Below are 18,099 nucleotides of genomic sequence, written 5' to 3' on the forward strand. Positions count from 1 at the left end.
CACCGAGAGACGCAACCTACAAGCAATACAGAAAAATCCTACAAATTACCGTGAAAATAATGTGCCATAAATTTTCTCACGGAACGCTGACTCCCCTCCCTAACCACCCGACACCTTTTCGGACAATGTGTTTTTCTGCACTTGGCTATCCCGTATGCAGAGAGATAAAAGTCATTCCACTCATAAAAAGTAACTGAATTATTATCGATAAAACAGCAACAACCTCACTAACACGGCTAAAACTTATATAAAACCAGCGAGCACAAACCCAACGTCCAAAACAGGATATGACCCCTCCCCATAGTCAACCGACAATTCATTAACAACTCACTCATTTCATTCAATCATCGAGCATAAATAACCATGAGCCATCACCATGAACAAACCTTTGAAAACCATCACCAACCCCATGACCCTGATCGCTATATTTGCAACGTTGTCTGAAACCTCTGCGGCGATTTCCCTGCCTTTCCTGGATGACCAGGACCGTGAATATTATCTGTGGTTTTTGATCAGCTTTCCGTTTTATCTGCTGTTGCTTTTTTTCATCACACTCAACTTCAACTATCGCTCGTTATATTCACCGTCAGATTTTCGCAAGAGCAAACACTTCATAAAGACCATGGATGACTCGACCTGCCGTCATAGACGAGTGTTACGTCGGGCCGATAAAGTCAAAAAATCAGTCATGCGCGGTCATCGGCGCAAACACGATCCACAACGGTTCATTTTTCTGCTGTTCAGCCCATCGGGAGAGCTGATTGCAGTGTATCGGGCCAAACCCTTGAAGCCGGCTACGGGACACACTGAAATTGTTCTGTACGTCATGCACAGCCGCGACAACGCAGACGGTGTACCGGACAGGCAGGAGGGGTGAGCGCTCAAGGAATAGCGCTGCACAACAGGAGGGAGCCACAAACAAAAACGGCCTGCTCATGGCAGGCCGTTTTCATATCGCCAGGGTCAGAACAGCTTGCGACCCTTGTTCGCCGCAATACGCATGCGCAGGGCGTTGAGCTTGATGAAACCGGCTGCGTCGGCCTGGTTGTAAGCGCCACCGTCTTCTTCGAAGGTCGCGATGTTGGCATCGAACAACGACTCATCGGACTTGCGACCGGTAACGATCACGTTGCCTTTGTACAGCTTCAGGCGTACCACACCGTTCACGTGGGCCTGGGAGGCGTCGATCATCTGCTGCAGCATCAGACGCTCAGGGCTCCACCAGTAACCGGTGTAGATCAGGCTGGCGTACTTGGGCATCAGCTCGTCTTTAAGGTGAGCCACTTCGCGGTCCAGGGTGATCGATTCGATCGCCCGGTGAGCGCGCAGCATGATGGTGCCGCCCGGGGTTTCGTAGCAACCACGGGACTTCATGCCGACATAGCGGTTCTCGACGATGTCCAGACGGCCGATGCCGTGTTCGCCACCGATGCGGTTCAGGGTCGCCAGCACGGTGGCCGGGCTCATTTCCACGCCGTCCAGGGCGACGATATCGCCGTTGCGATAGGTCAGTTCCAGGTATTGCGGGGTATCAGGAGCTTTCTCCGGGGAGACCGTCCAGCGCCACATGTCTTCTTCGTGCTCGGTCCAGGTGTCTTCCAGCACGCCGCCTTCATAGGAGATGTGCAGCAGGTTGGCATCCATCGAGTACGGGGATTTCTTCTTGCCGTGACGCTCGATCGGGATCGCGTGCTTCTCGGCGTAGTCCATCAGCTTTTCACGGGACAGCAAGTCCCACTCACGCCAAGGGGCGATGACTTTCACGCCCGGCTTGAGAGCATAGGCGCCCAGCTCGAAACGCACCTGGTCGTTGCCTTTGCCGGTGGCGCCATGGGAAATGGCGTCGGCGCCGGTTTCATTGGCGATTTCGATCAGGCGCTTGGCGATCAACGGACGGGCGATAGACGTACCCAGCAGGTACTCGCCTTCGTAAACGGTGTTGGCGCGGAACATCGGGAACACGAAGTCGCGGACGAACTCTTCGCGCAGGTCATCGATGTAGATCTCTTTGACGCCCATGGCCTGAGCCTTGGCGCGTGCAGGTTCGACTTCTTCGCCCTGCCCCAGGTCTGCGGTGAAGGTCACCACTTCGCAGTTATAAGTGTCCTGCAGCCACTTGAGGATCACCGAAGTGTCCAGGCCGCCGGAATACGCCAGAACGACCTTGTTTACGTCCGCCATGCCATCACTCCACGGGTTGTACGGAAAGCCGGGAAGTCTAACGTCCAATGCGGATAATTTACAGGGGCGCGACAGCTTATGACGACGAAGCGACAGATTATGTCGACCGCGCGACGATCAACCCGGGATCAGGACGTCCGCGCAGCGGCGGGAGCGGCCGTAGGGATCGGTGCCTTGGCCGGAGCGGCGGCCGGCGCCGGGACCTTGGCTGGAGCCACAGCGGGCGCTGGCTGCGGTGCGGGTGCCGGTGCTTCAACCGGCGCCCCACGCTCCAGGCGCACGACCACGCGACGGTTCTTGGCCCGGTTGGCGGCGTTGGTATTGGACACCAGGGGATAACGCTCGCCATGGAACCGCAGGGTGATCTGTGACTCCTGGAAACCATTGGCCTTGAAGAAGTCCTGGACCGCCAGGGCGCGGCGACGCGACAGTTCACGGTTGGTCAGACGGTTGCCGCTATTGTCAGAGTGACCGTCGAGCTCGACACGATTAACGCTCGGGTCGGCCTTGATGAAGTCGAGCATCACCTGCAACTGGGCCTTGGCCTGAGCATCGAGCTCGACCCCTTCGCCGGGGAAACCGATCTGGGTTTGCTTGATCTGCTCGAAATTCTTCGGTAACAGTTTCGCCACGCAGCCTTGATAGTCACTGAAGGCCTTATTGAAGCGCACCGGCAACAATCGGACTTCCGAGACCCGCCCGTCCTCGGTGTTGCGTCGCACCACAGGGCTGCGCCCGTCCATCAGCCCACTGATCAAGCGACCTGCCTGGATCTGGGAGCTGTTGAACAAGACATCGCCACTGCCAATCCTGACCGAGCCCAGGTTGATGTCGCCGCGCCCCGGTTGCCATGGCGCCGCAGCCGCCAGCAAGGTCGCCGAACCGCCACCGAGCATCGGGTTATAGGCCTTGAGCCTGAATGTGGCCTGCTCGCCCGCCCGACGCACGAACTCGCCGCTGCCGAAATCGGTGATCGGCTGGCTCAGCCGACACTCGAACTTGTCGCCTTCGACCGTCCACTCAATGCTCTCCAGACGGGTCTGGAAAGTGAGCGCCATGGCGGGAAGGCTGGCAAACACACTGAGCAAGGCTAGATAACGCTGGCGCACGGGAGGCTCCACTGACTTTTATACAAAGATCGACACATGCCGAGGGCATGACGCCTGTCCGGGGCACTGCACGGATTCGTGGCACACCTGTAGGAGCTATCGGTAAGTTGCGGCAGAACTTGATAGCGGGTGCCTGAATCGGTCTTTTCCGGTAGCATTCCCCAGAGTTTGACCCGCCTGGAAGCCCCCCAATGTCCGACCGCCTGACCCTGCTGCGTCCCGACGACTGGCATATTCATCTTCGCGATGGTGCTGTGTTGACCCATACCGTCGCCGATGTCGCGCGCACCTTCGGGCGCGCAATCATCATGCCTAACCTGGTTCCGCCCGTGCGCAACGCCACCGAGGCCGACGGCTACCGCCAGCGTATCCTCGCCGCACGCCCGGCCGGCAGCCGCTTCGAACCGCTGATGGTGCTTTACCTCACCGATCGCACCCAGCCCGAAGAGATCCGCGACGCCAAGGCCAGTGGCTTTGTGCACGCCGCCAAGCTGTATCCGGCCGGCGCCACCACTAACTCTGATTCCGGCGTCACCAGCATCGACAAGATTTTCCCGGCGCTGGAGGCCATGGCCGAAGTCGGGATGCCGTTGTTGATCCATGGTGAAGTCACCCGGGGCGACGTCGACGTGTTCGACCGCGAGAAAATCTTCATCGACGAGCACATGCGCCGCGTCGTGGAGCGTTTCCCGACACTCAAGGTGGTGTTCGAACACATCACCACCGGTGATGCCGTGCAGTTCGTCAACGAGGCCCCGGCCAACGTTGGCGCGACCATTACCGCCCATCACCTGCTGTACAACCGCAACCACATGCTGGTGGGCGGGATCCGGCCGCACTTCTATTGCCTGCCGATCCTCAAGCGCAACACTCACCAGGAAGCTCTGCTCGACGCCGCCACCAGCGGCAGCGCCAAGTTTTTCCTCGGCACGGACTCGGCGCCCCACGCCCGCCATGCCAAGGAAGCCGCCTGCGGTTGCGCCGGCTGCTACACCGCCTATGCCGCCATCGAGATGTACGCCGAGGCGTTCGAGCAGCGCAATGCGCTGGACAAGCTCGAAGGCTTCGCCAGCCTGCACGGCCCGCAGTTCTATGGCCTGCCCGTGAACACCGATCGTATTACCCTGGTCCGCGACGAATGGACCGCCCCCGCCAGCCTGCCCTTCGGCGAGCTGACTGTCATCCCGCTGCGCGCCGGTGAAAAACTGCGCTGGCGCCTGCTGGAGGAAAACGCGTGAGTGAAGATCATTTCGACGACGAACAGGACGGCAATGGTGGTTCGGGCGGTGCTCGCCACCCCATGGCCGCCCGGTTCCGGGGTTATCTGCCGGTCGTCGTCGACGTAGAAACCGGTGGTTTCAATTCCGCCACCGACGCCTTGCTGGAAATCGCCGCGACCACCATCGGCATGGACGAAAAAGGCTTTGTGTTCCCTGACCACACCTATTTCTTCCGCGTCGAACCGTTCGAAGGCGCCAACATTGAAGCCGCAGCCCTGGAATTCACCGGGATCAAGCTCGATCACCCATTGCGCATGGCGGTGAGTGAAGAGACCGCCCTGACCGACATTTTCCGTGGCGTGCGCAAGGCGCTGAAGGCCAACGGTTGCAAGCGAGCGATCCTGGTCGGCCATAACAGCAGCTTCGACCTGGGTTTCCTCAACGCCGCCGTCGCGCGCATGGACATGAAGCGCAACCCGTTCCACCCATTCTCCAGCTTCGACACGGCAACCCTGGCTGGCCTGGCGTATGGCCAGACCGTACTGGCCAAGGCCTGCCAGGCGGCCGACATCGATTTTGATGGCCGTGAAGCCCACTCGGCCCGTTACGACACCGAGAAAACGGCGGAGCTGTTCTGCGGCATCGTCAACCGCTGGAAACAGATGGGTGGCTGGCAGGATTTCGACGACTGACATCGGCCTGGCTCCCTCGCCACGGGATCCATGCTCCGCCTAGAAACACCCATAAAAAAACCGGCCCTATCGAGGGCCGGTTTTTTATGCCTGTTGCGCTTACAGCTTGTCGCTGTGCTCGCCCAGGTAAGCGGCAACGCCTTCAGGGGATGCAGTCATACCCTTGTCGCCTTTCTTCCAGTTGGCCGGGCAGACTTCGCCGTGCTCTTCGTGGAATTGCAGCGCGTCGACCAGACGGATCAGCTCTTCCATGTTACGGCCCAGCGGCAGGTCGTTGATGATCTGCGAACGGACAACGCCTTTGTCGTCGATCAGGAACGCGCCACGGAAAGCCACGCCGCCTTCGGACTCAACGTCGTAGGCCTTGGCGATTTCGTGCTTCATGTCGGCAGCCATGGTGTATTTCACCTGACCGATACCGCCAGCGTTGATAGCCGTGTTGCGCCAGGCGTTGTGGGTGAAATGCGAGTCGATCGAAACAGCAACCACTTCAACGTTGCGGGCCTTGAAGTCGTCCATGCGGTGATCCAGTGCGATCAGCTCGGACGGGCAGACGAAGGTGAAGTCCAGCGGGTAGAAGAACACCAGGCCGTATTTGCCTTTGATGGCCGAGGACAGGGTGAAGCTGTCGACGATTTCGCCGTTGCCGAGCACGGCCGGGACGGTGAAGTCAGGGGCTTGTTTGCCTACGAGTACGCTCATTGGATATCTCCTGGTGTAGTAACGTGAAAAACAAGGTCCGCGCCAGCCTGCCACCCTCAGGCGACAGCCCTGTGACACGAACCCGCTTTGCAAGGGCCGACCATCATACACCGCGAATTTGGGCTGTCTTCAACGGTTTTTCGGCGGTACAGAAAAATCTCTGTAGCACTTGATGACACCTCAATGGCCTCGGGCAAAAACCGTTCGTCAGCCAGGCGCCGCTCTGGCACAAGGGTTTAAGAAACCACTTTGACAATCATTCTCGTTAACATTAAGATCCGTCTCAATTGAGTCACAACCAGCGACGGTTCTTGCTTATGTACGTATGCCTCTGCACTGGCGTCACCGACGGACAAATCCGCGAAGCGATCTATGAAGGTTGCTGCAGCTATCGCGAAGTCCGCCAGGCCACCGGCGTAGCCAGCCAATGCGGCAAATGTGCCTGCCTGGCCAAGGAAGTGGTCCGTGAGACCCTCGCCAAAGTGCAAACGGCACAGGCTTCGATTCCTTATCCGGTAGAATTTACTGCCGCTTAAATCCAGCTTTCTAAAGAACCGGACTCAATGTCCGGTTTTTTTATGCCTGTAAATCAATTGCTTAGCCTCCAGACGCGGAACACAAACATTCTTATTCCGATTAATTTTCATTTATTATTCAATAACTTAGGTTTGACACTGATAAATGTGCGGCTCAAACTCGGCCTTATACACAGCACCTACAGGACAGGCCCTCACCATGAAAGGCGACATTACAGTCATCCAGCATCTCAACAAGATCCTTGCCAATGAGCTGGTCGCGATCAATCAATACTTCCTGCATGCGCGCATGTACGAGGATTGGGGCCTGAACAAGCTGGGCAAGCACGAGTACCACGAGTCCATCGACGAGATGAAACACGCGGACAAGCTGATCAAGCGCATCCTGTTCCTCGAAGGTCTGCCGAACGTTCAGGACCTGAACAAGCTGCACATCGGCGAACACACCCGGGAAATGCTCGAGTGCGACCTGAAAATCGAGCGCGCCGGCCACAAGGACCTGAAAATCGCCATTGCCCATTGCGAAAGCGTTGGCGACTTCGGCAGCCGTGAACTGCTTGAGGACATTCTCGAGTCCGAAGAAGAGCACATCGACTGGCTGGAAACCCAATTGGGTCTGATCGACAAAGTCGGTCTGGAGAACTACCTGCAATCGCAGATGGGTGAAGAGTAACCTTCCCCGACAGTGAGCCACTAAAAAGCCCCGCCCTCTTTCGAGAGGCGGGGCTTTTTATTGCCTGGATTCCCAGGCCACCGAAAATCCACTGTGGGAGCGGGCTTGCTCGCGAATGCGGTGGGTCAGGTAAAGAAGTGCTAACTGACCCACCGCATTCGCGAGCAAGCCCGCTCCCACATGTCCGTGTTCAACTCATCATGTGGTGAACACAGATCATCATGGATCAGGCTTCAGTCTTGTTCGCCGCAGCTTTTTCTACCGCTTCCTTGATCGTGGCCTGCAGAGAGCCGTCAGCGGCCATCTCGGTCATGATGTCGCTACCACCGACCAGCTCCCCACCTACCCACAGCTGTGGGAAAGTTGGCCAGTTGGCGTACTTGGGCAGGTTGGCGCGGATTTCCGGGTTCTGCAGGATGTCCACGTAGGCAAACTTCTCGCCACACGCCATCACGGCCTGAGCAGCCTTGGCCGAGAAACCGCACTGTGGCGCGTTCGGCGAGCCTTTCATGTAAAGCAGGATGGTGTTGTTGGCAATCTGGTCTTTAATCGTTTCGATGATATCCATGGAGCACCTCGGCTTAAAACTCTTGCGACTTAAGTTGTCGACACGGTGACGCATTGTAACGGAAAGCCGAACGTGCTCCAGAGACAATTTTACGCAGCCGCCACCTTCACCGGTACGCCGTTGAGCGCCGCATTGCCGGACAACTCATCGAGCTGACAATCATCGGTCAGGTCATTGGCGCTGGAGCCCGGCTGGCCACTGGCGATGGTCATCTGCACGCCCGGCCGGGCATGGCCCCAACCGTGGGGCAGGCTCACCACGCCTTTCATCATGTCCAGGCTGCCCTGCACTTCGACTTCGATCATACCCACCCGCGAACTGACCTTCACCCGCTGTCCGTCGACAAGCCCGCGACTGGCAAGGTCATCCGGGTGCATCAGCAACTGATGACGCGGCTTGCCCTTCACCAACCGGTGGAAGTTGTGCATCCAGGAGTTATTGCTGCGCACATGGCGACGGCCAATCATCAGCAACTCGTCAGGTGCGGGAGCCTGCAACGCGGCAAAACGCTCCAGGTCGGCGAGTATCACCGCCGGCGCGGCTTGCACCCGTTGGTTTTCGGTTTTCAACCGCGGGGCCAGGTTGGGCTTGAGTGCGCCGAGGTCAATGCCGTGGGGATGGTCGAACAAGGTCGCCAGGGACAGTTTGTGTGGCGAAGCATCGCCATACGCCCCGGCCCGCAGACCGAAATCGATCATTTGCGCTGGCGGCATGGTCGGTTTGAGTTCCTTGCCGGTTCGGGCCGCAAAGGCCTTGGCCAGGCCGACAAAAATCTCCCAGTCATGCAACGCCCCTTCTGGCTTGGGCAGAATGGCCCGGTTGAAGCGAGTCACGTTGCGCACTGCGAACAGGTTGAACGTGGTGTCGTAATGGTCGTTTTCCAGCGCCGAGGTCGAGGGCAGGATCAGGTCGGCGTAGCGCGTGGTTTCGTTGATGTACAAATCGACGCTGACCATGAACTCCAGCCCGTCCAGCGCCTGCTCCAGTTGCCGCCCGTTGGGCGTGGACAGCACCGGGTTGCCGGCCACGGTGACCAGCGCGCGAATCTGGCCTTCGCCTTCGGTGAGCATTTCCTCGGCCAGGGTCGATACTGGCAACTCCCCGGCGTACTCGGGACGCCCGGACACCCGGCTCTGCCAACGGTTGAAATGCCCGCCCGAGGTGGTGGCCACCAAATCCACCGCCGGTTCGGTGCACAGCGCCCCGCCCACCCGATCGAGATTGCCGGTGACCAGATTGATCAGTTGAATCAGCCAGTGGCACAGCGTGCCAAATGCCTGGGTCGAAACCCCCATCCGCCCGTAACACACTGCGGACGGCGCTGCGGCAAAGTCCCGAGCCAATTGGCGGATCTGTTGCGCTGGCACGGCGCAAAGCGGACTCATCGCCTCAGCCGTGAAGGTGGCAACGGCCTCGCGCACCTCTTCCAGGCCGTCCACCGGCAGATGGCTGTCGCGGGTCAGGCCCTCGCTGAAGAGCGTATTGAGCAAGCCGAACAGCAGCGCGGCATCGCCACCGGGGCGCACGAAGACATGCTGGTTCGCAATGGCCGCCGTTTCGCTGCGGCGCGGATCAACCACCACCACTTTGCCGCCACGGGCCTGGATCGCCTTGAGGCGCTTTTCCACGTCCGGCACGGTCATGATGCTGCCGTTGGACGCCAGCGGATTGCCGCCCAGGATCAGCATGAAATCGGTGTGATCGATATCCGGAATCGGCAGCAACAGGCCGTGGCCATACATCAGATGACTGGTCAGGTGATGAGGCAGTTGATCCACCGAGGTCGCCGAGAAGCGGCTGCGGGTTTTCAACAGGCCGAGGAAATAGTTGCTGTGGGTCATCAACCCATAGTTATGCACGCTGGGGTTGCCCTGGTAGACCGCCACCGCGTTCTGGCCGTGGCGCTCCTGGATACCCGCCAGGCGCTCGGCCACCAGCGCGAAGGCGTCGTCCCAGGCAATGGGTTGCCATTCGTCGCCAATCCGCTGCATAGGCTGACGCAGGCGGTCCGGATCGTTCTGGATATCCTGCAGGGCCACCGCCTTGGGGCAGATGTGGCCTCGGCTGAAGCTGTCCAGAGCATCGCCCTTGATCGAGGTGATCGCCAGGCCCTGGCCGTCGGTTTCGGTGGTTTCGAGGGTCAAGCCGCAGATGGCTTCACACAGATGGCACGCACGGTGGTGGAGAGTCTTGGTCATGGCCAGTCTCTGTTTTATTCGTAGCGGGCACTTTCGGCCGCGGGAACAAAACTATGGCGCGTGATCCCCAGCAGCGCCAGCGACGTTCGTCCTGTGAATTGCCGGGCATCAGGCCCGCCGATGCAGGGGCGTCAAGGCCGCTCGGGAGGCGGCGCCAGCAGCTGGATTTCCTCGACGGTTTCCACCTGCTCCTGGGCAATGGGCACGCCCGTCAGCTCGCCAATCAGGCGCCAATGCTCGTCGAGTCCATTGCTGATGGTGGCCATGCGATCGATCATTCTGCGGCCTGCGGCCTTGGTTACCTCGTCGTCGCTGCGCAACAATTCGAATGACATGGACGTCACCGAAGCGGTCAGATGAGTCAGGGAACGTGCCGTCAGCCCCAGTAGTTCCATTAATTGTTGCTCTTTCGAATCCATTTCGGGGGCTCCTGCGTCTAGAGGCTCATTTATAACCCAGCCCCTTGCTTTAGGAAATGTTTCGCACCCGACAACAGACAGGCGAAAACCTGGAATGACAGGCCACAGACCGACTCCCCACTACGCCATACCCGCCCTGCTCGATTGCCAAGCTGCGCAACGCCAGTGTACAAATGGGCCGCTGCTGTCAGGAAACCGGCTTCATACATGCCATCGCAGACCTGCGATGGCCTCGCTGAAATCCCCTAAACACCGTAGCCTATTGGTAAGACGCGACATTTAATGTCAATATCGCGCCTTCCCCTATTTTCGTCGCCCCGTGCGGCTTTTGCCGCAGGTCTCGCCCGTTTTTTGAATAAACAAGGCTTTGAGCATCTGCGGTCAGTTACAAAAAAGGTAGTCAATCATGAGCGCAAGGCACTTTCTCTCCCTGATGGATTTCACGCCCGATGAGTTGCTCGGCGTGATCCGTCGAGGCGTGGAGCTCAAGGACCTGCGTAACCGCGGCGTACTGTTCGAGCCCTTGAAAAACCGCGTGCTGGGGATGATCTTCGAGAAGTCATCGACCCGCACGCGCATCTCTTTCGAAGCCGGCATGATCCAGCTGGGCGGCCAGGCGATCTTCCTGTCGCCGCGTGACACCCAACTGGGCCGTGGCGAACCCATCAGCGATTGCGCCATCGTCATGTCGAGCATGCTTGACGCCGTGATGATCCGTACCTTTGCCCACAGCACCCTGACCGAGTTCGCGGCCCATTCCCGCGTGCCGGTGATCAACGGTCTGTCCGATGACCTGCACCCCTGCCAACTGCTGGCCGACATGCAGACGTTCCTCGAACACCGTGGCTCGATCCAGGGCAAGACCGTGACCTGGATCGGCGATGGCAACAACATGTGCAACAGCTATATAGAAGCGGCGATGCAATTCGACTTCCAGCTGCGCATCGCCTGCCCCGAAGGCTACGACCCGAACGCTGAACTGGTTGCCAGGGCCGGGGATCGAGTGACCATCGTTCGTGATCCGAAACAAGCCGTGGCCGGTGCGCATCTGGTGAGCACCGACGTCTGGACCTCCATGGGCCAGGAAGAAGAAACCGCCAAGCGCCTCAAGCTGTTCGCGCCGTTCCAGGTCAACCGTGCCCTGCTCGACCTCGCGGATGAGCAAGTGCTGTTCATGCACTGCCTGCCGGCCCACCGTGGCGAGGAAATCAGTTTCGATTTGCTGGACGACCCACGCTCAGTGGCATGGGACCAGGCAGAGAATCGGCTTCACGCGCAAAAGGCCCTGCTCGAGTTTCTTGTCGAGCCAGCGTACCGCCACGCATGAGCCACTCGCTGCTGCTGAATTTGCACAACCTGGCCTGCGGCTATCAACACCAGCGAGTGGTGCAGAACCTCAACCTGCACCTCAATGCTGGTGACATCGGTTGCCTGCTCGGCTCGTCCGGGTGCGGCAAGACCACGACGTTGCGCGCCATCGCCGGCTTCGAACCGGTGCATGAGGGTGAGATCCAACTGGCCGGGGAAACCATCTCCCGCGCCGGCTTCACCCTCGCCCCGGAAAAACGCCGCATCGGCATGGTGTTCCAGGACTATGCGCTGTTCCCCCACCTGAGTGTGGCCGAGAACATCGCCTTTGGTATTCGCAAGCATCCGAACCAGGACCGCGTCGTCGAAGAACTGCTGGAACTGGTCAACCTGAAAAGTTTGGGCAAGCGCTTTCCCCACGAATTGTCTGGAGGCCAGCAACAGCGTGTGGCCCTGGCCCGTGCGTTGGCCCCGGAGCCGCAGTTGCTGTTGCTCGACGAGCCATTCTCCAACCTCGATGGCGAGCTGCGACGCAAGCTCAGCCATGAGGTGCGGGACATTCTCAAGGCCCGTGGCACCAGCGCGATCCTGGTCACCCACGATCAGGAAGAAGCTTTCGCGGTGAGTGATCATGTCGGCGTGTTCAAGGAAGGTCGGCTGGAACAATGGGACACGCCCTACAACCTGTACCACGAACCGCTGACGCCCTTTGTCGCCAGTTTCATTGGCCAAGGCTACTTCATTCGCGGCCGGCTCGAGAGCCCGGAATCGGTGCAGACCGAGCTGGGCATCCTGCGTGGCAACCGGGCCTACACGTGGCCGATCGGCTGCGCAGTGGACGTACTGCTGCGCCCGGACGATATCGTCTACGCACCGGACAGCCCGCTCACAGCCAGCATTGTCGGCAAGACATTCCTGGGAGCCTCGACCTTGTATCGCCTGCAATTGCCGACGGGCGCGCAACTGGAATCGATCTTCCCAAGCCATGCCGACCATCAGGTCGGGGACACCGTCGGTATTCGCGTGGCGGCTGAACACCTGGTGCTGTTCCAGGCCTCGGGCAGTACCGCTGCCCATATACCGCCGGTGGACAGTGGCGTGCGGCGCTATAGCACCGCCAGCTAACAACGCGAATCCATCGTGGGAGCGGGCTTGCTCGCGAAAGCGGTGGGTTCAACTTGCATTGATATTGAATGTGCCGCCTTCGCGAGCAAGCCCGCTCCCACAAAGGATCAGTGTTGACCCAGCATCAACGTCCCGCTGGCCACCAACGTCGCATTCCCGCCAATCTTCACGCGCTCCCCCTCCAGCCGGCAGAACAACGCCCCGCCCCTGGCCGAGCACTGGTAAGCCGTCAGCCCCTGTTTGCCCAGGCGCTTGGACCAGTACGGAATCAGGCTGCAATGGGTCGACCCCGTCACCGGATCCTCATTGATGCCAATCGCCGGTGCAAAATAACGCGAGACAAAATCATGCTTGCTGCCCGGAGCAGTCACGATAGCGCCCGGCCACGGCAGGTTCGCCAGGGCCACCATGTCCGGTTTGCAATCGAGCACCGCCTGCTCCGACTCCAGCACCACGAACAGGACGTTCGAACTGAGCACATCCACCGCTTCGACACCCAGGGCGCTCTGCACGGCCAGGGACGCACCTAACTCACTAGGCATCATGGCGGGAAAATCCAGCCACAACCGATCGCCTTCGCGACTGACGCTCAACGGCCCGGATTTGCAGATGAAATCCAATCGCTCGGCGGTTTCGTGGTAGACCTCGAACAGCACGTAGGCGCTGGCCAAAGTGGCATGCCCACACAACGGGACTTCAGTGGTGGGGGTGAACCAGCGGATATGCCAATACTGGCCTTCGCGTACCAGAAAAGCGGTTTCAGCCAGGTTATGTTCGGCGGCGATCTTTTGCATCAGGTCCTCGGCAAGCCAGGCGTCAAGCCGATAGACCATCGCCGAATTACCGCCAAACGGCCGATCACTGAACGCGTCGACTTGATGAAACGCAAGCTGCATGGCACTTCTCCTTTTTATTGATGCGCCAGCATGAGGGCCCGCGCTCCCGGTTTTCCAGTGACAGATCAGCGCAATTTTCACCCTACAGATTAGCGTGAGAATCCTGCCAGGCTTGAGCCCTTCACCATTGTGGCGAGGGCGCTTGCTCCCGCTGGGGTGCGAAGCGGCCCCAGTGGATTCAGGCCCGCCCGATATCCGCAAACGTCGCCCCGGTATGCTCGGCCAGAACCGCGGGCGCCAGCTCCACCTCCAACCCCCGCCGCCCGGCACTGACAAAAATGCTGGCCAGTGGTTGCGCCGAGTTGTCGATAAAAGTACGCAGACGCTTCTTCTGCCCCAGTGGGCTGATGCCACCGAGCAAATAACCGGTGGAACGCTGCGCGGCGGCCGGGTCGGCCATCTCGACCTTTTTCACCCCGGCGGCATGGGCCAGGCCTTTCAAATCCAGGCTCCCGGCCACGGGCACCACCGCCACCAGCAATTCACCTTTCTCGCTGGCCGCCAGCAATGTCTTGAACACCTGCGCCGGCTCCAGCCCGAGCTTTTCCGCCGCTTCCAGGCCATAGGACGCGGCCTTGGGATCGTGTTCATAACTGTGGATGCGATGTTCGGCGCGCACTTTCTTCAGCAGATCCAATGCGGGTGTCATGACGGCTCCTGACAAGCAAATCAAAAAACAGTGGGCCGGATTCTAAGCCATCGTCAGCCAAAAAGGCGTCAATACGGGCGGAGCGATGGCGATGAAACCGTCATTCACGCCACGAATAGTTGAAATATGACCGACGGTTCACTTTCGACCTTTGACACTAGCGTTTCTTGTCTATATTTTTTCGAAACTGAAAGTCATAACGCATGTCTCAAACAGCAACCCGAGATCAGGATGGAGGTCCTGCCTCGGCGGAAATCGCGCCATCGGGCTGTATCGAAGGCGCCGCAAAACAACAAGAACCGAGGTTTGAATGACAATTGCTTCACAACAGCCGTCCCTTTCCAGCCAGTGCATGGCCGAATTCCTGGGGACCGCCCTGCTTATTTTTTTTGGTACCGGTTGCGTTGCGGCGCTCAAGGTCGCGGGTGCGAGTTTCGGCCTGTGGGAAATCAGCATCATCTGGGGCATCGGCGTCAGCATGGCGATCTACCTCAGCGCTGGTATTTCCGGTGCGCACCTGAACCCCGCCGTCAGCATCGCCCTGTGCATTTTCACTGACTTCGAAAAGCGCAAACTGCCGTTCTATATCGTCAGCCAAGTGGCCGGTGCGTTCTGCGCTGCGCTGCTGGTCTACACGCTGTACAGCAATCTATTCTTCGATTTCGAACAATCCCGGCACATGATTCGTGGTAGCCAAGCCAGCCTCGAACTGGCCTCGGTGTTCTCGACTTACCCGCACCCGGCGCTGTCCACCGGCCAGGCGTTCGTGGTGGAAATGATCATCACCGCCATCCTGATGGGCGTAATCATGTCCTTGACCGACGACAACAATGGCCTGCCCCGTGGCCCGCTGGCGCCACTGCTGATTGGCCTGCTGATTGCGGTGATTGGCAGCTCGATGGGGCCACTGACGGGTTTCGCGATGAACCCGGCACGGGACTTCGGCCCTAAACTGATGACTTTCTTCGCTGGCTGGGGTGAAATTTCCCTCACGGGGGGACGCGACATCCCGTACTTCCTGGTTCCGATTTTTGCACCGATTTTCGGTGCGTGCCTGGGTGCTGCGGCCTATCGCGGGCTGATTGCCCGCCATCTGCCCAGCGCCACACCTGCTACAAAGGATGCAACACCGGCCATTGACGGCAAGCCCAGAACATCCTGAAACAGTGTGCGCACGCGGTCCTTCCAGCGTGCGCCATGGCTTCTCCCCTTATTTTCGTCCCAAGGCAATCGACATGACCGACATTCAGAACAAGAACTACATCATTGCCCTCGACCAGGGTACGACCAGCTCGCGCGCGATCATTTTCGACCGTGACGCCAACGTGGTCTGCACCGCTCAGCGCGAATTCGCCCAGCATTACCCACAGGCCGGTTGGGTCGAACACGACCCGATGGAGATTTTCGCCACTCAGAGCGCGGTGATGGTCGAAGCCCTTGCCCAGGCCGGCCTGCACCATGACCAGGTCGCCGCCATCGGCATCACCAACCAGCGTGAAACCACCGTGGTCTGGGACAAGACCACCGGCCGCCCGATCTACAACGCCATCGTCTGGCAATGCCGTCGCAGTACCGAGATCTGCCAGCAGCTCAAGCGCGACGGCCACGAGCAATACATCAACGAAACCACCGGTCTGGTCACCGATCCGTATTTCTCCGGCACCAAGCTCAAGTGGATCCTGGACAACGTCGAAGGCAGCCGCGAGCGTGCACGCAACGGTGAACTGCTGTTCGGCACCGTCGACAGCTGGCTGATCTGGAAATTTACCGGCGGCAAGGTCCACGTCACCGACTACACCAACGCCTCGCGCACCATGCTCTTCAATATTCACTCACTGGAGTGGGACGCGAAGATGCTCGACATCCTCGACATCCCCCGCGAGATGTTGCCGCAAGTGAAGTCTTCCTCGGAAATCTACGGCCGTACCAAGAGCGGCATCGCCATCGGCGGCATCGCCGGCGACCAGCAGGCGGCCCTTTTCGGCCAAATGTGCGTAGAACCGGGCCAGGCGAAAAACACTTACGGTACTGGCTGCTTCCTGCTGATGAACACCGGCGCCAAAGCCGTCAAATCCAATCACGGCATGCTCACCACCATCGCCTGCGGTCCGCGCGGCGAAGTGGCCTACGCCCTGGAAGGCGCGGTGTTCAATGGCGGCTCCACGGTGCAGTGGCTGCGCGATGAATTGAAAGTCATCAACGATGCCCACGACACCGAGTACTTTGCCAGCAAGGTCAAGGACAGCAATGGCGTCTACCTCGTACCCGCCTTCACCGGGCTGGGCGCGCCGTACTGGGACCCCTATGCCCGTGGCGCGCTGTTTGGCCTGACCCGCGGTGTGCGAGTCGATCACATCATTCGTGCGGCGCTGGAGTCGATTGCCTACCAGACCCGCGACGTACTTGACGCCATGCAGCAGGATTCGGGCGAACGCCTCAAGGCCCTGCGCGTGGACGGCGGCGCGGTGGCGAATAACTTCCTGATGCAATTCCAGGCCGACATCCTGGGTACCCAGGTCGAACGCCCGAAAATGCGCGAAACCACCGCCTTGGGTGCCGCGTACCTGGCCGGCCTGGCATGCGGCTTCTGGGGCAGCCTGGAAGAACTGCGCGGCAAGGCGGTGATCGAGCGCGAATTCGAACCGCAACTGGACGAGCAAGCGAAAGAAAAACTCTACGCCGGCTGGCAGAAAGCGGTCAGCCGCACCCGCGATTGGGAGCCTCACGAAGACGCTGAATAAGCTGAGGCCGGGCACGATAAGGCTGGGAAACTGGTCGGGAGTGGATTCCTGCGGCATCATGGGCAAATTTCGGCAGCCCAAAGGACGCCCATGAATCTGCCTCCCCGTCAGCAGCAAATCCTCGAACTGGTCCGCGAACGCGGTTATGTCAGCATCGAGGAAATGGCGCAGCTATTCGTTGTCACCCCGCAAACCATCCGCCGCGACATCAATCAGCTGGCGGAAGCGAACCTGTTGCGCCGCTACCATGGTGGCGCTGCCTACGATTCCAGCGTGGAAAACACCGCCTACGCCATGCGCGCCGACCAGATGCGCGACGAGAAGCAACGCATCGCCGAAGCCATTGCCGCGCAGATCCCCGATCACGCCTCGTTGTTCATCAACATCGGCACCACCACCGAATCCATCGCCCGGGCGCTGCTCAATCACAACCATCTCAAGGTCATCACCAACAACCTGCATGTGGCCTCGATCCTCAGCGCCAAGGACGACTTCGAGGTCCTGATCGCTGGCGGCAACGTACGCCGTGACGGCGGCGTCGTCGGCCAGGCCAGTGTCGACTTCATCAGCCAGTTCAAAGTCGACTTCGCCCTGGTGGGCATCAGCGGCATCGATGAGGACGGCAGTCTGCTGGACTTCGATTACCAGGAAGTACGGGTTTCCCAAGCGATCATCGCCAATGCCAGGAAAGTGCTGCTGGCGGCGGACTCCAGCAAATTCGGACGCAATGCCATGGTTCGATTGGGCCCCATCAGCCTGATCGATTGCCTGGTCACCGACCAGCAACCAGTGCCGGCTTTGGCGCAATTGCTGAGCCAGCACAAGATTCGGCTGGAGGTGGTCTGACGCCCTCCCCAATACCCTGTGGCGAGGCCGCTGTGGGAGCAAGGCTTGCCCGCGATGACGGCGACACGGTTTCTACATAGAACGAGGTGCCTGTTTCGCGAGCAAGGTTTGCTCCCACAAATCCCCTCGCCGCAACGGCCACCCTGTCGGCTTCAACCCTTCTTCATGTTCGAAAATTTTCCTTTCAGCTTCCTTTGATCAGTATTTTCAATCGAAGTCAGCTGGCTGTTGCCGAG

The 18,099-nt window shown here is 59.4% G+C and carries 18 protein-coding genes; 10 read left to right on the plus strand and 8 right to left on the minus strand.

Annotated features, from left to right (window positions below; translation table 11 throughout):
- Positions 1 to 376 precede the first annotated feature (376 nt).
- Positions 377 to 877 carry a hypothetical protein gene (locus EPZ47_RS30510; protein ID WP_135846867.1) on the plus strand — a complete coding sequence of 167 codons (501 nt, stop codon included), beginning with the start codon at positions 377 to 379 and terminating at the stop codon, positions 875 to 877.
- Positions 878 to 963: 86 nt separating this feature from the next.
- Here EPZ47_RS30510 and EPZ47_RS23215 read toward each other — a convergent pair whose 3' ends face one another.
- Positions 964 to 2,181: an argininosuccinate synthase gene (locus tag EPZ47_RS23215; protein ID WP_003204943.1), complete on the minus strand. Its 1,218-nt coding sequence runs from the start codon at positions 2,179 to 2,181 to the stop codon at positions 964 to 966.
- Positions 2,182 to 2,309: 128 nt separating this feature from the next.
- Positions 2,310 to 3,290, minus strand: a complete 981-nt coding sequence (locus EPZ47_RS23220; protein WP_135846868.1) for a flagellar protein MotY — start codon at positions 3,288 to 3,290, stop codon at positions 2,310 to 2,312.
- A 191-nt stretch (positions 3,291 to 3,481) separates the two neighbouring features.
- Between EPZ47_RS23220 and pyrC the strand changes: the two genes are divergently transcribed.
- Positions 3,482 to 4,528 (plus strand): dihydroorotase, encoded by a 1,047-nt coding sequence (gene pyrC / locus EPZ47_RS23225; RefSeq protein WP_135846869.1) that lies wholly within the window; start codon positions 3,482 to 3,484, stop codon positions 4,526 to 4,528.
- Entirely contained in the window at positions 4,525 to 5,202 is a 678-nt protein-coding gene (gene rnt, locus EPZ47_RS23230) for a ribonuclease T (RefSeq protein WP_123346475.1), read from the plus strand. Before pyrC ends, rnt begins: the two co-directional genes overlap by 4 nt.
- A gap of 99 nt (positions 5,203 to 5,301) precedes the next feature.
- On the opposite strand, the gene EPZ47_RS23235 is transcribed toward rnt, so the two are convergent.
- Positions 5,302 to 5,904: a peroxiredoxin gene (locus tag EPZ47_RS23235; RefSeq protein WP_047227018.1), complete on the minus strand. Its 603-nt coding sequence runs from the start codon at positions 5,902 to 5,904 to the stop codon at positions 5,302 to 5,304.
- Between the two features lie 317 nt (positions 5,905 to 6,221).
- Between EPZ47_RS23235 and EPZ47_RS23240 the strand changes: the two genes are divergently transcribed.
- Both EPZ47_RS23240 and bfr read left to right on the plus strand, forming a co-directional pair.
- On the plus strand, positions 6,222 to 6,440 hold the full coding sequence (locus EPZ47_RS23240) for a bacterioferritin-associated ferredoxin (RefSeq protein WP_003178704.1): 219 nt from the start codon (positions 6,222 to 6,224) through the stop codon (positions 6,438 to 6,440).
- Positions 6,441 to 6,639: 199 nt separating this feature from the next.
- Positions 6,640 to 7,113, plus strand: a complete 474-nt coding sequence (gene bfr, locus EPZ47_RS23245) for a bacterioferritin (RefSeq protein ID WP_135846870.1) — start codon at positions 6,640 to 6,642, stop codon at positions 7,111 to 7,113.
- Positions 7,114 to 7,339: 226 nt separating this feature from the next.
- Here bfr and grxD read toward each other — a convergent pair whose 3' ends face one another.
- From grxD to EPZ47_RS23260, 3 genes are all read right to left on the minus strand, one after another.
- Positions 7,340 to 7,681 carry a Grx4 family monothiol glutaredoxin gene (grxD, locus tag EPZ47_RS23250; protein ID WP_135846871.1) on the minus strand — a complete coding sequence of 114 codons (342 nt, stop codon included), beginning with the start codon at positions 7,679 to 7,681 and terminating at the stop codon, positions 7,340 to 7,342.
- A gap of 89 nt (positions 7,682 to 7,770) precedes the next feature.
- Positions 7,771 to 9,879: a molybdopterin oxidoreductase family protein gene (locus tag EPZ47_RS23255; protein ID WP_135846872.1), complete on the minus strand. Its 2,109-nt coding sequence runs from the start codon at positions 9,877 to 9,879 to the stop codon at positions 7,771 to 7,773.
- A 131-nt stretch (positions 9,880 to 10,010) separates the two neighbouring features.
- The gene (locus tag EPZ47_RS23260) at positions 10,011 to 10,298 is read right to left on the minus strand and encodes a hypothetical protein (RefSeq protein WP_135846873.1); all 288 of its coding nucleotides are present in this window, start codon (positions 10,296 to 10,298) and stop codon (positions 10,011 to 10,013) included.
- A gap of 406 nt (positions 10,299 to 10,704) precedes the next feature.
- Here EPZ47_RS23260 and argF point away from each other — a divergent pair, with 406 nt between their 5' ends.
- Positions 10,705 to 11,625 carry an ornithine carbamoyltransferase gene (gene argF, locus EPZ47_RS23265; RefSeq protein WP_135846874.1) on the plus strand — a complete coding sequence of 307 codons (921 nt, stop codon included), beginning with the start codon at positions 10,705 to 10,707 and terminating at the stop codon, positions 11,623 to 11,625.
- A complete protein-coding gene (locus tag EPZ47_RS23270) occupies positions 11,622 to 12,731 on the plus strand; it encodes an ABC transporter ATP-binding protein (RefSeq protein WP_135846875.1) in 1,110 nt (369 codons plus the stop codon). Before argF ends, EPZ47_RS23270 begins: the two co-directional genes overlap by 4 nt.
- A 107-nt stretch (positions 12,732 to 12,838) precedes the next feature.
- Here the strand turns inward: EPZ47_RS23270 and EPZ47_RS23275 are convergent, their stop codons facing one another.
- Both EPZ47_RS23275 and ybaK read right to left on the minus strand, forming a co-directional pair.
- Positions 12,839 to 13,627, minus strand: a complete 789-nt coding sequence (locus EPZ47_RS23275) for a PhzF family phenazine biosynthesis protein (protein ID WP_135846876.1) — start codon at positions 13,625 to 13,627, stop codon at positions 12,839 to 12,841.
- A gap of 178 nt (positions 13,628 to 13,805) precedes the next feature.
- The gene (ybaK, locus tag EPZ47_RS23280) at positions 13,806 to 14,276 is read right to left on the minus strand and encodes a Cys-tRNA(Pro) deacylase (protein ID WP_135846877.1); all 471 of its coding nucleotides are present in this window, start codon (positions 14,274 to 14,276) and stop codon (positions 13,806 to 13,808) included.
- Positions 14,277 to 14,586: 310 nt separating this feature from the next.
- Between ybaK and EPZ47_RS23285 the strand changes: the two genes are divergently transcribed.
- The 3 genes from EPZ47_RS23285 to EPZ47_RS23295 all read left to right on the plus strand — a co-directional run bounded on the left by EPZ47_RS23285 (position 14,587) and on the right by EPZ47_RS23295 (position 17,863).
- The gene (locus EPZ47_RS23285) at positions 14,587 to 15,438 is read left to right on the plus strand and encodes an MIP/aquaporin family protein (RefSeq protein WP_135846878.1); all 852 of its coding nucleotides are present in this window, start codon (positions 14,587 to 14,589) and stop codon (positions 15,436 to 15,438) included.
- Between the two features lie 73 nt (positions 15,439 to 15,511).
- A complete protein-coding gene (glpK, locus tag EPZ47_RS23290) occupies positions 15,512 to 17,017 on the plus strand; it encodes a glycerol kinase GlpK (protein WP_135846879.1) in 1,506 nt (501 codons plus the stop codon).
- 90 nt (positions 17,018 to 17,107) lie between these two features.
- Positions 17,108 to 17,863: a DeoR/GlpR family transcriptional regulator gene (locus EPZ47_RS23295; protein WP_135846880.1), complete on the plus strand. Its 756-nt coding sequence runs from the start codon at positions 17,108 to 17,110 to the stop codon at positions 17,861 to 17,863.
- The last annotated feature ends 236 nt before the right edge of the window (positions 17,864 to 18,099 follow it).

Source organism: Pseudomonas viciae, assembly GCF_004786035.1.
Taxonomy (GTDB): Bacteria; Pseudomonadota; Gammaproteobacteria; order Pseudomonadales; family Pseudomonadaceae; genus Aquipseudomonas; species Aquipseudomonas viciae.

Coding starts and splice junctions, on each gene's coding strand:
- ybaK (WP_135846877.1), bottom strand. CDS start 14,276: ATGACACCCGCATTGGATCTGCTGAAGAAAGTGCGCGCCGAACATCGC.
- EPZ47_RS23270 (WP_135846875.1), top strand. CDS start 11,622: ATGAGCCACTCGCTGCTGCTGAATTTGCACAACCTGGCCTGCGGCTAT.
- EPZ47_RS23240 (WP_003178704.1), top strand. CDS start 6,222: ATGTACGTATGCCTCTGCACTGGCGTCACCGACGGACAAATCCGCGAA.
- EPZ47_RS23235 (WP_047227018.1), bottom strand. CDS start 5,904: ATGAGCGTACTCGTAGGCAAACAAGCCCCTGACTTCACCGTCCCGGCC.
- grxD (WP_135846871.1), bottom strand. CDS start 7,681: ATGGATATCATCGAAACGATTAAAGACCAGATTGCCAACAACACCATC.
- EPZ47_RS23260 (WP_135846873.1), bottom strand. CDS start 10,298: ATGGATTCGAAAGAGCAACAATTAATGGAACTACTGGGGCTGACGGCA.
- EPZ47_RS23275 (WP_135846876.1), bottom strand. CDS start 13,627: ATGCAGCTTGCGTTTCATCAAGTCGACGCGTTCAGTGATCGGCCGTTT.
- EPZ47_RS23255 (WP_135846872.1), bottom strand. CDS start 9,879: ATGACCAAGACTCTCCACCACCGTGCGTGCCATCTGTGTGAAGCCATC.
- EPZ47_RS23295 (WP_135846880.1), top strand. CDS start 17,108: ATGAATCTGCCTCCCCGTCAGCAGCAAATCCTCGAACTGGTCCGCGAA.
- glpK (WP_135846879.1), top strand. CDS start 15,512: ATGACCGACATTCAGAACAAGAACTACATCATTGCCCTCGACCAGGGT.
- EPZ47_RS30510 (WP_135846867.1), top strand. CDS start 377: ATGAACAAACCTTTGAAAACCATCACCAACCCCATGACCCTGATCGCT.
- EPZ47_RS23215 (WP_003204943.1), bottom strand. CDS start 2,181: ATGGCGGACGTAAACAAGGTCGTTCTGGCGTATTCCGGCGGCCTGGAC.
- EPZ47_RS23285 (WP_135846878.1), top strand. CDS start 14,587: ATGACAATTGCTTCACAACAGCCGTCCCTTTCCAGCCAGTGCATGGCC.
- argF (WP_135846874.1), top strand. CDS start 10,705: ATGAGCGCAAGGCACTTTCTCTCCCTGATGGATTTCACGCCCGATGAG.
- pyrC (WP_135846869.1), top strand. CDS start 3,482: ATGTCCGACCGCCTGACCCTGCTGCGTCCCGACGACTGGCATATTCAT.
- bfr (WP_135846870.1), top strand. CDS start 6,640: ATGAAAGGCGACATTACAGTCATCCAGCATCTCAACAAGATCCTTGCC.